The organism is Paenibacillus timonensis (genome assembly GCF_022427145.1).
Taxonomy (GTDB): domain Bacteria; phylum Bacillota; class Bacilli; order Paenibacillales; family Paenibacillaceae; genus Fontibacillus; species Fontibacillus timonensis.
The window spans coordinates 1-12,629 of the sequence record NZ_JAKSXN010000003.1 but is presented as its reverse complement, the minus strand read 5'-3'; the positions used below and the strand labels follow the sequence as shown (position 1 = coordinate 12,629).

General features: G+C 43.7%; 11 protein-coding genes. All 11 read left to right on the top strand.

Annotation, left to right across the window (positions count from 1 at the left end; translation table 11 throughout):
* Window positions 1-10: 10 nt before the first annotated feature.
* Window positions 11-1,162, top strand: a complete 1,152-nt coding sequence (locus MJ257_RS01555) for a copper amine oxidase N-terminal domain-containing protein (protein WP_240267627.1) — start codon at window positions 11-13, stop codon at window positions 1,160-1,162.
* 276 nt (window positions 1,163-1,438) lie between these two features.
* Entirely contained in the window at window positions 1,439-4,702 is a 3,264-nt protein-coding gene (locus tag MJ257_RS01550) for a DUF5704 domain-containing protein (RefSeq protein ID WP_240267626.1), read from the top strand.
* A gap of 19 nt (window positions 4,703-4,721) precedes the next feature.
* On the top strand, window positions 4,722-4,883 hold the full coding sequence (locus MJ257_RS01545) for a hypothetical protein (RefSeq protein WP_240267625.1): 162 nt from the start codon (window positions 4,722-4,724) through the stop codon (window positions 4,881-4,883).
* Between the two features lie 84 nt (window positions 4,884-4,967).
* Complete coding sequence (locus MJ257_RS01540) at window positions 4,968-5,258, top strand: DUF7678 domain-containing protein (RefSeq protein WP_240267624.1); 291 nt, start codon at window positions 4,968-4,970, stop codon at window positions 5,256-5,258.
* Between the two features lie 83 nt (window positions 5,259-5,341).
* Window positions 5,342-5,638 (top strand): hypothetical protein, encoded by a 297-nt coding sequence (locus MJ257_RS01535; RefSeq protein ID WP_009226915.1) that lies wholly within the window; start codon window positions 5,342-5,344, stop codon window positions 5,636-5,638.
* 290 nt (window positions 5,639-5,928) lie between these two features.
* A complete protein-coding gene (locus MJ257_RS01530) occupies window positions 5,929-6,438 on the top strand; it encodes a DUF6036 family nucleotidyltransferase (RefSeq protein WP_009226916.1) in 510 nt (169 codons plus the stop codon).
* Window positions 6,439-6,457: 19 nt separating this feature from the next.
* Window positions 6,458-6,832 carry a hypothetical protein gene (locus tag MJ257_RS01525; RefSeq protein ID WP_240267623.1) on the top strand — a complete coding sequence of 125 codons (375 nt, stop codon included), beginning with the start codon at window positions 6,458-6,460 and terminating at the stop codon, window positions 6,830-6,832.
* A 286-nt stretch (window positions 6,833-7,118) separates the two neighbouring features.
* Window positions 7,119-8,345 carry a tyrosine-type recombinase/integrase gene (locus MJ257_RS01520; RefSeq protein WP_240267622.1) on the top strand — a complete coding sequence of 409 codons (1,227 nt, stop codon included), beginning with the start codon at window positions 7,119-7,121 and terminating at the stop codon, window positions 8,343-8,345.
* Between the two features lie 195 nt (window positions 8,346-8,540).
* Entirely contained in the window at window positions 8,541-9,347 is an 807-nt protein-coding gene (locus MJ257_RS01515) for an Eco57I restriction-modification methylase domain-containing protein (protein ID WP_240267621.1), read from the top strand.
* An 8-nt stretch (window positions 9,348-9,355) separates the two neighbouring features.
* A complete protein-coding gene (locus tag MJ257_RS01510; protein ID WP_240267620.1) occupies window positions 9,356-10,063 on the top strand; it encodes a hypothetical protein in 708 nt (235 codons plus the stop codon).
* Window positions 10,064-10,171: 108 nt separating this feature from the next.
* Window positions 10,172-12,629: sensor histidine kinase (locus MJ257_RS01505; RefSeq protein ID WP_240267619.1), on the top strand; the 2,458-nt coding region annotated here is incomplete at its 3' end.

Here is a 12,629-nt window from a genome sequence, read left to right as displayed (position 1 = left end):
TGAACCGGACATGAAAAAATGGGTAAGTATGAGCCTAGCGTTTATAACGTTGTTCGGCCTAGCAGCAGGCAACTCCAGCGCGGCATTCAAAGCGCCGACGTTTGTCAGTGTCGTGATGGATGGCGAAAAAATCTGGTTCCCCGATGCCCAAGCGTTTTCCGATGAGAACAACCGGACGCTCGTTCCGGTTCGCTTCGTCGCCGAAAAGATGAAAGCGAAGGTAGGCTGGGAACCACAAACCAAGACCGTCCCGATTGAACAGGGGGATCAGCGTATCCGCCTGACGATAGGCGAGAACAAGGCGACGGTTAATGGCGAAGACGTGACCTTTGATACGAAGGCGATTATGAGCGGTGGCCGAACCTTTGTCCCGTTGCGCTTTGTCAGCGAGGTACTGGGTGTAGAAGTCAATTGGGATGGGGCGACATCAACCGTTGTGATTTCCACAAAGGAGAAGGAAGCTGGTGCCAAGTACGATGAATGGGGCCGGCTCATTCGCACCACCAACCTGCCGAAAAATGCGCAGGATTACCCGTATATTTTGGCTGACGTGCCCAATGAAATGTATGAGATGAAATATCCGTTTTCCAACCCCGATCCCGAGGAACGGTCGGTCTCGGCCGATATGTATGCGAATTGGCCGGAGTTCAAGAAAGAGAACATCGACATCTGGATGGAGCGGCTTAAAACATTCGGGGCGTTATGGCTCAATGTCGACTATCGTACAATTGACGATACATGGGCCGAAAAGCTGGCCGCAGTCCAATCGGATGGCAATACCGGAAAATTGAAGGCAGCCAAGGAATACGTGGACTGGGTGAAAAAGAACCAGATCGTTCTTGAGGGATACTTGGATCCGGAACCGTCCATGATTTATCAGGATGGATTCGGCGGGTACCATGTGCGATCCAAGTTCAGGGTCAAATTCAATCAATTTAAGCAGCATAAAACACTTATTTATGATACGTGGTTCCCAGGGGAGATGAAGTTGGAGAACGATACGTGGGTTCCAAATGATGCTCCATTTAAAAAGGGAGTTTGGTATGAGGGCTATTCGGATATTGCCTTGGTAACCAATGTTGGCGGGAACTGGGGAAAGACGTTAAAGGTCAGTGCGAATGCAAGCTTGTTCTTTAACCATATTATTCGAGAGGCTGAGTAACGGATGAATAGAGGAATAAAAATCGCTTTGTGCATGCTGCTGGCATGCACTTTTTTATTGTCTTCCTGGCCTTTGATTACTCATGCAGATGTCCCGGACGTTCAATTTAGTAAAGGAAAAATAACGTTCAACATTACCAGTACAACCGCATCATCCGGAATTCGTTTTAAAACCGTCGGTTGGACAGTACGCCGGGAAAGTTCACCATCGTGTACGTATGATTCGCAAGGAAAACACTGTGACCCGACCGGCCCGGGATCGGCGAGGGTCGTAGGGTTGGAACAAACGGGACAGTACCCGCCAAACCCTGCGCCCGGCACTCCCGTCACCACGTTCTTCGAAGTGCCTGAGGCGAAGGTGACAAAAGCGTTAACCGATAACGGCCTCGAAGGCATTAAACAGAACGACCAGCTCTATCTCTATGCGATCATGACCGTTACCCGGAACGGCACTCAGATCGGAGGGCCTTATTATACATTAGATGCGATCAAGAAGGCGCAGCCGTGGGCTCATCCCGACGATCTGGACAATTATTTTGGGATTCCCGTAACCTACGACAGTCCGTCCTTTCCGGTTGATATCGTCTGCAAAACCGAAGCGGGGACGGTCATCACGGACCCATCGTGCACGTTCCGGAAGGGCGAGTTTTTAGCTGGAGAAGAGATTGAGCATACGTTCGCCGAAACCTTGGAATCGAACGGGAAATCGTATGAAATCGTCCGATCGTATGTAGTCTCCAAAAATAATCCCGAGAAAAAACAATATGTTCGGGAAATCGGGCAAGACAATCTGCTTGACCGGCACATTAGCGTATTCATTAGCGGGGCTGATATTGTCGCCGAATATAGAGAGTCAACCTCCTTAGTTACCGTAACCTCTCGGATTGAAGCTCCGACAGAGGTTGCTGGGTCGGTTACCGAAGTGGAAGGGGATTTTATCTTTGAGGCGAAATCGCCAAAATCGTTAAAGTCATATGAAATCACCAGTATTCAGAATGCGGCGCTAACGCAACCGACCGATAAATCCGGAACGCTTACCGGTACATCGGCTACCAAAACGCTTCCGATCAAAATCCCGTTTACTTCGGGAAACAGCGTCACCGTAAAAATAACGGTTGTGGTGAAAGATGTGGACGGCAATATGAGCGATTCCACCTCGAACCACACGGTACGCAAATCGGGAAGTGACGGTGGGCCGACCCCGGGCGATTCAAAGGAAGCAAGCGTCATGGATCCGGAGGTGTCCGCCGTGATTCAAGCCGATGCGCGCGGAGCTGAAAAATTTGATGTTCTTAAGGGCATACCCACATCGGAAAGTCTGTACGTCAACGCTTTGGCGAAGTCGTATTTGTATCGAAATACGTTCTTGGAAATGATCGGGTCAAAATCGTACCCGATTCAAGTGAGTAAGACGTACACGTTGCGGTGGACGGAACGGGTATCCGGTCCCCCGGATGAGAACGGGAATCCGACGACGAGGACGGTATCCCGTTCGGATACTCAAACGGTTACCAAAAATTACACGGTGCAACGAAAATACAGCTTCTGGCTGATTAATCGTCTTGAGGTTTATAGCATTCAAAAAGCCAACTTCACCAATTATGCTCTTCCTTCGGGTGGGGTCATATTGCAACCGGCTGGTTATACACCGCCGTCCGTTTCCGCAGCACACGACGCTTCGTTGAATGCGCATATAACCGATCCCGTTTATTCAAATGTGAGATTGCCCGGAGAGACCATTTCCGGCGGAAGCAGCCGCCCGTCCGTTCCGAATGAGGATTGGAAGTCGGAAGCGGAGGAGGCCGTAGGAAAAATAAAGGTAAAGAACGATTCACTCGTCTTTAATGGAGGGACCATTATGGACAATCGAGTCGTCGAGGAAAAAGCGCCGACTCCCGGAGCGATTCCGGCTCCGACGACAATCGGGCAGAATGTGCTATACGGATCAGGGTACTTGATTGATTCATCGAAAACGAACAAGGCGAATCAGCCAAGTTCGGGCACCATTTCGTACGCCTTAATCAAAGGAATCGGCGGCGGTGAAAACAAGAGCTTTCCGATAAAAGGTATCAACCCGGTGACTGTGCATACGCCGGTGGTGAACTATGCTTCCGTTTCGGACGATCAGGTGCACAACCAGAAAACGAAACCGACGGAAGGGCGTTCCGCGCTTATTTTAGATCGACCGTTTACGGTGACCGTACCGACAAGCGGACAGCACCGGGAGATCAAGGGCTACGGCAATCGGGATTACGCCAAATATATGCGGGACAAGCAGGTATGGTTCCCGTTTGATGTGTATGCTGCGGACCGTAAAACCTTTATACCAAAGGAAACGTGGACATCGATTCCGGTGGCCCAGACCAAGACGACGTTCTATTTACCGGTTTGGGTCGATGAAGGCCAATATGAGGTGCTGTTTCGCACCTTCGCGGAGAACTGCCCTTCCGGATTTACGACGCAGATGAATGCCAATTTGGACCTTTCGCATCATGTGGCTACTCAAGTGGTTCCGGTAGAAGTGATCGGACGGTTGTATGATTTCCGCATAACCGATATCGCTGATTTCCAATGGGAGACCGTATTCCGAAAGCAAAAAGGCAGTGCAACGCCAACCGGGAACGCCTATTGGGTCGGGATGAAGGATATAGATGGTGCGGCTCGCGGCAATAAGCAGCCGTTCACGCTGCCTGTTCGGCAGGGCAGCCATCCGGAGGCCGGGAAGAAGAATGTGGCGGTCAAGACGGGATATCATGTAAAGTTCGAAGTCATGACGAAAGGAAATATGTTCGGCTCAGGCGACGGGATTCGAATTACGCCGACGTTCTATTTTGTAGACCGGCAAGGAAAGAAACGTCAAGAAGTAGACTTGTACTATCACTCTGACACAAAAAAATTTGTCCGGGTTGGTTCGAGCGAGGATGTTGAGCGGCGCAATATCACACTGGATACCCGGTTGCGAAACGTAGCCAAGCATGAACTGATCGACACGGCCGGCTCATTGTGGGCTTTAAACGGCAGTACCGGAACGAAACAATCCTTCATCAATCAATATCTGAAAGGCGCCCAAAAGCCGACCTATGTTGGCGGGTACGATATTATGCTGCTGCCTTCACAGCTCCGGACGTTTGTCGGCAAGATGAACGTACCATCCGGCGTCAACGCAGCGCGCGCGAATGCTTCGGTACAGCACTGGTTCGGCGAGTACAGTATTCCGGCCGCGGCATATGCAGTACCGAAAGGATTCAATCTGGCCGAGTACGGGCGCAAAAACGGACTGAACGACAAGTCACCGATTTTCCTGCGGGACGGATATATCATCGTAAATTTCAACCTGGAAACGATTCGTAACAAGGACCTGAACAACCCGCATCTGCAATACATTCATGGCCCGCTCAATAACCAGTGGCAAATGGAAGGGTTCCAGCGCAGCTTTACCGATCCGTACGGCGTGACGTTCCAACTGAAGGATGGCGACGTGGTGTTTTATCATGCCAATTTGTCTTCCTATGACGATTACGGAACGGGTGGTACCCATTAACCGACGAGGAGGTGCTGCGATGCAAAAACAGGAGTGGGAGGTCACCATTAAGTGGAAGGATGGGACCGAATCCAGGTATGTCTACGAAGGAAAAAAGGAAGATGCGCGTCGCGATGCGTATCTCAGTTCACCCCAAGGAGATATACGGAACGTGACTGTAAAGCCGTATCGTCTTGATTAAACCATGGTTAGGAAAAACGTTTCAGGTCTAATTCTCATTAGTACAAGGAGGAAACCGATGTTTCGTGAAAAAGGAAGCGTTTGGATGGGACGACGATTTGTCGGGGAAGTTGACGGCTACTATGTGGAGGCACAAGTGTTTGACGAGCCGTCCACTTACGGGATTGCATTTGGGCGAATAAGCCGGCTGGACGTGTATCCGGATCGCTCATCCGGATTTCGAAGTAGAATAGCTTGTTACGAGCGAGGCTGGGAGGGCGGCCCGCCGCAAGATCGCCGCATACGCCGGGTAGTTGAGAAGACGGTGGAACACTTTGATCGGAAACAAGTGGACTGGGCGGTAGAAGAGAAACGGTATCGGGAAAGTCGGGAGTGAATCTCTAAAAGAGCGACTTGCCAACCGCGGCGCGTCAGAGTTAAGATCGACACCAGCCTAATGATTAGGAAGGAGAGGTTGGTGTGGAAACATTGCCGGGTTGGCTCATGGCGGTATTTCAAAAGCGTATGGATATTCTGGATCACCGATTCGCGCAGCAGAATCGTCAGACAGAGGAATATAAACGTATTGCGGAACTCCGCGATCAACTTTGTCAGAATTTGTCGAAAGAGCAATTTCAAATTCTGTCCGAGTGGGAAGATTATAAGAACGAACGTGCTTCGGCTGAACGGGAAGCGTGGTACCTTTGCGGTCTTTCCGACGGACTGGGGATGTTCATAAGCATGGAAGAGCTTCCGCCGTTCATTAGGCGGACTTAGCCCATATATTCATCGCTTATCCCGCCAGCGTTCTGGCGGGTATTTTCATGTAATGAAGAGGAACTGCTTGATTTGTTCCGATTTCAAACCCAAGCTTACCTAAGCTAATCCCATTCATTTATAAGCTTAAGTCGGAAAGCCCGCCGTTTGGCGGGTTTTTCATTTTTGTAAGTTTTTAGTTGTTTGCGTAGCGCAACAATCAAACTTCGGCCGTTTCGTACGGCCATATGCCATCAAAGTCTCTTTTGAAAAAGCGATTCCCCTTTTATAATGAAAGGAGAGATGGAGTTTTGCGCAGTGCAGAAATCTTAAGGTATTTAGAAAAAATCAATGAACAACTAAAACAACAGCAGTTACACGGCGAAATTTGCTTATTTGGCGGAGCAGTGATGTGTCTAGTGCTCCAAAGCCGCGACAGTACCAAGGACGTCGACGCCATTTTCGCACCGACGCGCGAATTTTATGCGATCATCAAAAATGTGGCCGATGAGTATCGCTTGCCGGCCGATTGGTTAAACAATGCGGTAAAGGGATTTGTTTCGAGTCGGCATGATGTCCAGCTTTATCGCAGGCTGAGCCACTTGGACATTTTCGCTGCCTCGCCACAATATATGCTGGCCATGAAGTGCTTGGCTGCGCGAACATATGAAAGTAAGGATGTGGACGATATCCGCTTTCTGTTGCAGTATTTGAACATCCGAACGGCAGAACAGGCGCTTTCGGTAGTCGAACAATTTTATCCTCAGCACCGGGTGTTGCCGAGAACAGCCTATCTGTTGGAAGAACTACTAAATCATTAATCGGAAAAGAGGGATGGACATGACAGTGTGGGACATTGCCCGGGAAGCAGCAGCAGATATCGACCAATTCGCCATTCATTGCGGTAATTTTCTCGATGCTTTTTATCGGGCTACGCCTGAACAAAGAAAGCGCATGGTGCAGCGCGAGCCGGAAGCTCATCCTGGCTTTCCAGACTATATGCTCCCGTTCCTGGCGGCCATGACTCATAAGCTTTGCAACGATTATCAACTGGAATGCCCGACTTGGGTTCATCGGAAGCAATATACACTGAGCGAGCCGCACTTCTGGCTTAATGCAACCGGCAATCTCCGGCGTGTTCTTTTGGAAGAAAGCCCAACGGAGTTTAAAATCCGAAATTTGTTTGTGACGGCGAATACGCTGTCTAGAGCATAAGCGGTTTAGACAAAAAATATACTTGCTTGCTCCACTAGTAAGCAAATTACAAGTCATACGGAACAGTTCAGCCGTCCCATCGGGGCGGCTTTTCTATGTCCATAATCGAGTGGCAGGTGTGGATAGAATTAAGTTTACTTGTTCGAAATGCGGAAAAACGATCCAAATCGACCCTGAGATTTTTGTTCGCATATACCAAGGTCACGATCATTGTTTGTCTTGCCGTACAAATAAATTAAGAAACGGGAAGTAAACGTTGGGGTGAGGTGCAGAATGAATCAACATTATGAATGTTTATTGGAAACCGAAGGATATCGTCTTAAAATTTCAGTCTATTCGGATGGTGTATTCTCGGCAGAACGGATGGCGCGGCAACGGGCGGTGCGGCTTCTCAAAGAGAATTACGGGATATGTAGAAACGAAGAGGCTTTTAAGGTCGTGGATGTACAAAAAAAGAGTTCTCCAATTTGAAAGAAATAGTGGGGTGAGCCGGATGAGCAGTAACGTCGTTCCCATGTTGCAAAGTAAAAGTCCGTTTGCCAAGCCGAAACGACGCCGAAATGCGATAACGGAGATGAAATTCGAAAAAGGGACAGAAACCACATTGTCGTGGGATGAGGCGGTTGAACTTTTCATCGCGGCTAAGCGTACGGAAACGGAAGCAGAGCGGACAGTGGAATTTGAACAGGAAAACTTGGACAGCTATCGCAAAATCATGGTAGAGCAAGGAATCGAACCACAGGTGGAGGGATTGACGGTTGATTTCCTTCGAAAGCATTTCGTGGCGTATATGGTGGATGTGAAAAATTATGCGTTGAATACGATTAACAATCGAATCAAGACGATCAAGCGATTTTTTGCTTTTTTACACCGGGAAGGGTGGATTCAGCAGAACCCGGCCGACTTGTTAAAAGTTCGAAGCGGACAAAAGCCGATCATTTATTCATTCACGGAAGAACAAGTCGTGACTTTGCTGGCACAACCGGATATGACGACGTTTACCGGATACCGGGATTATTGCATGCTCTATCTGATGTTAGATACGGGCCTCCGCTTAGGCGAAGTGGTTCGATTAAATCTCATTCAAGTCGATCTCAAACAAGGCTATTTGATCGGTGTGCTGGGCAAAAGCAAACGGCCGCGCGACGTCCCGTTTTGCGATGAAGTGCGCAAAGTATTGCTGAAATATTTGAAAATACGCGGGGAATTGCCAGAGCCTGCTTTATTTGTTACGGTAGATGGCACTCGCTTAAGCGGGAGAACGTTCCAAGAAACGCTGAAAAAATATGGTGAGCAGGCGAGGATCGAAGGGGTCAGAGTCAGTCCCCATACAATGCGTCATACCTTTGCCAAAATGTATATCCTCAATGGCGGCGATCCTTACAGCTTGCAAGAAATTCTCGGCCACACCACGCAGGACATGGTCAAAGTATACGTGAACCTTTGGAAGCCGGAAAAGAAGCTCCAACATATGAAGGCATCTCCGATGCGGAATTTGGGACGGAAAAAGTAATTAAAGTAGTATTCACGGGTTATTTTAAGATCTTGGATAACCAGTATCTATGGCTTCGAGAAGCTACAGAACGTACATTTAAAGGAAATCATCGAGTTGCTGGAATCGCTTAGATTAGTGTAGTATTAAATTAGGTGAAGTATGTTCTTTTTGAAATGAATCTCATGATTATAGATAGAATGACGGAGGGTTTGCATGTGGGGTACTTTTAGTGAACTAGCTACTAAAGAAACTTTTGACCTGTCTCCGATTATTAATAATATTAGAATAGAAGCTAATAAGAAAAATTCAGAGGGTAAACGAAAAAAATATAGCCAATATTTCACTGAGATCAATCTAGCTCAATTTATGGCTCAAATGTTTGATCAGCATTATGACCATTTAAGAATTCTTGATCCAGGTGCTGGAGTTGGGTCATTGACCGCAGCAATAATAGACAAGGTATGTGCCCAAAAGGTCAAGCCTAGAATGATAACTGCTACTTTTTATGAGATTGATTCCAGCATGATTCCTTACTTAAAGCGTTCAATAGAGTTTTTTCAGAAAAAATGCTCAAGTGAAGAAATTCTCTTTAATTATAACATTTATAATCAAGATTTTTTGGAAAGTTGTGTTGGCGAACAGCAAATTGATCGCTTTAACTGCATTATTATGAATCCACCATACAAGAAGTTATCAGGATCCTCAAAAATAAAAAAGGTGTTATCAAACTCAGGGATAGAAGTTGCAAATTTATACACCGCCTTTTTAGCTGTATCAGCTCGCTTCTTGGATGAGTCTGGTACCTTAATTGCAATTACTCCACGCAGTTTTTGTAATGGGACATATTTTAGATCTTTTCGAAAAGATTTTCTTAGTAAAATTAGTTTTGATAGAATTCACATATTCAACTCACGTTCGACCCTATTTAAAGAAGATGATGTATTGCAGGAAAACATTATTCTCTACGGGGGAAGGGAAAAGAGAAGAACATTGTTAACATTACTTCTAGTGATGGATTAGGTAATGATGTGAAAACGAATCTAGTTAGTCATGATTTTATTATCCACCCAGATGATCCAGAGCTTTATGTTAGGTTGCCTCATGATCAACAGGACATTGAGAATGTTAACAAGATGATGACATTATCTCGCAAACTTCCTGATATTGGATTGATGGTTTCTACAGGTAAAATAGTTGACTTTAGAACTACGGATCATTTAAGGGAGCAATTGAATGAAAATAATGTTCCTCTTGTGTATCCTGAAGATTTAAATAATGGCGTTGTATTATGGAATTATAGTAAAGATAAAAAGAAGCTTGTAGAGATAAATGAATTTACAAAAAAAACTTTAATTAAATCTAACTTTTATATAGTGGTCAGAAGGTTTACTTCAAAAGAAGAGAAGAAGAGAGTAGTAGCAGCATTCTATGATCCAAGAGTAATGCCATATGAATTGATAGGTTTTGAAAATCACTTAAATTATTTTCATGATAATGGAAAGGGATTAAGTATTAATCTTGCGAAAGGGCTATTAATTTACTTAAGTTCGTCACATGTCGATATTTACTTCAGGCAATTTAGTGGTTTAACACAAGTGAATGCGAATGATCTGAGGAATTTATATTATCCCTCCAAGGAACAGTTAATCAAACTCGGTAATTATATGAAGCAAAATTTACCTGAACAACGATTTATTGATAAGTATGTTGATGATGTTTGTTTTAATAATGACTAGGATAAAAGAACCACTTGTACAGTGTGGTTCTTTTTTTATTGTAGGGAGGATATGGTAATATGACTGTAGAAGTAGTTATACAAACAATAGCGCGGGAGAAAAAATGCTATGGAGAAAAAGCTGATTAACTTTAAAGTGAATGCAAGACATATTGGTCAACTAGGAAGAGAACTGGTTACTGACTATAGTACAGCTTTGGTCGAGATTGTAAAAAATTCTTATGACGCTGATGCAGAAGGCGTTAAAGTCATATTTGAAAATGTTAGCTCTTCGAAAAGCAAATTAATTATTGTTGATAATGGTTCTGGAATGACAAGAACTGATGTTGAAAATAAATGGACGGTAATTGGAACCAATAATAAACTAAGGGCCGTAAGAAGCCCAGGTGGAAGAAAGTATGCTGGAAAGAAAGGAATCGGCAGATTTGCAGTAGAAAGACTCGCAGAAAGAATCGCTATTTATTCGTTTCCCGAAAATGAGCCCCCGTTTAAGTTCACGTTGAATTGGAACAAGTACGAGCAAATTGATGTTACAGGTTTCATGCAGAGAGTAAAACTTTTGAAATTTAATCCAGGTGATGTTGAAAGTGCTAAGTATCTCGCTAGTCAAGTAGAATATTTACTTAATAGCGAAAGTGTCAGTCAGCAACATAAAAATGAAATTCAATACGAAATCTTTCAGCAAATTTTTTTTGATTATATGTTTTTCTTGAACAACAAAAAAATAGATGAAGCTGCAAGTAAATTAATACCGATTTTAGAACTCTATCAGGATGAAGAAGTGCGGATTCAAGATGTTTACCATGAATTGAGTAGTTTAACGGATGAAGAAAAATTAAATTTTAATTATATTGAGGAGTTAATAATCCAGATCGAATCAAAAAAAGAGAAGAGATCGGGTATTGTTATGGTTTTAGAAGGTCTAAGAGATATATGGAGAGAGAGAGACATAAAAAAAATACAGAAAGAATTGCGAGTACTGGTCGCTCCAAATTTTTTAAATGAGAATCCGTTTAAACCGATTTTGTCATGTAACGAATATAATATACAAGAAGAATACATTGTAAATGATATTCTGAGCCTTCATTTTGCCAAAGTTGATGCCACACTACTCAAAAATGGTTCTGAGATAAATTTGGCCTATAAGGAGAATCAGGGTAACATCGATCGAGCAGTAACAATACATTGTGATGAACCTCTTAAATGTGGTGATGTCAAACTAGAACTTTTCTATTTCTTAAGAGATTCAAAGTACCTTTCGAACAACGAACTCAATGTTTCTCATGCAAGGGAAATATTAGACCAATACTGTGGAATCAAAATATATCGAGATGGGTTTCATGTGAAACCTTACGGAGATATTGGGAATGATTGGTTGTTTTTAGATCAGTCAAAAGTCAAAGATACTCACAGTTATTTGGTAAGTAATAATCAGGTAATTGGGATCGTAGAACTGAGCGAGGACAAAAACCCCTTGTTAATCGATTCTACTGATAGAGAAGGGATTATTGAAAATGAAGCATTCGAAGATTTACGAAAATTTATTTTGCGTTGTACGGATTTTATAAGCGAAATTAGACGTGAAGAGTTACTTGCAAAAGAAAACAAAAAGAAATTAGCGCAGATTGAGGAAGTCCAAAGGATTGAAGATGAGAAGAAAAAGATTGAAGAAGAGCAGAGGGCCAAAGCTCATGAAGAAAGAATGAAAATTATTAATGAGCAGATGAACAATGCACTCTTTTTAAATGATACAGATATGAAAGGAACCTTTGAAAATATCACAAGAGAATTAAAAGAGGTAACTAATCAACAAGTCTTATTTTATAAAGAACGCCTAGAGGAAGAACGTAGAAAAAACGAAGCCAATGATAAAGAAAAAAAGGAGCTATATGAAGAAGAACTAGATATTAAAGATAGAGAACTTAGTTTGTATAGAAACTTAGCTACACTGGGGATGCTGACAGGAGCTTTTGGACATGAAACTTCAGATATCATAAACAGACTGAACGCGAATATTAATTTTACAAAAATGAAGTTCCCTAAAGATCTGCTAGAGTCCAATACCAAAATCAGTCAGGCTTTCAGTACTATGGATGATGACTTACAAAGAATTAGCGGTTACAGCAAGCTTATTGTGAATTTTGTTCAGAAAAAGAATAGAGAGAACTTTGACTATTTGAATTTTCGAGAAGTTATTATGGGAGTCGTGGAAACATATAGTACCACTTTATCAGCCCAAAAAATAGATGTTGTTAGAGATCTGGAGGAAGTTATCTCGGATTTCAAAATGTATAAAATTGATTTGGAAAGTATAGTCATTAATATGTTAACAAATTCTTTTGAGGCCCTTAAAAGGACTGCAGAAAAGAAGATATTTATTTCATGTCGGGAAGAAGAGGATCATATAAAAGTTATCTTTCAAGATAATGGATCAGGGATTCCACAAGAACTCAACCCCAATATCTTCTCTCCATTTTTTACTACAAAGGATAATGGTGTCGGCCTAGGTTTGAGTATCGTAAGAGATATTGTTGTGAAGTACAACGGTAGTATAGAATCCTATAATT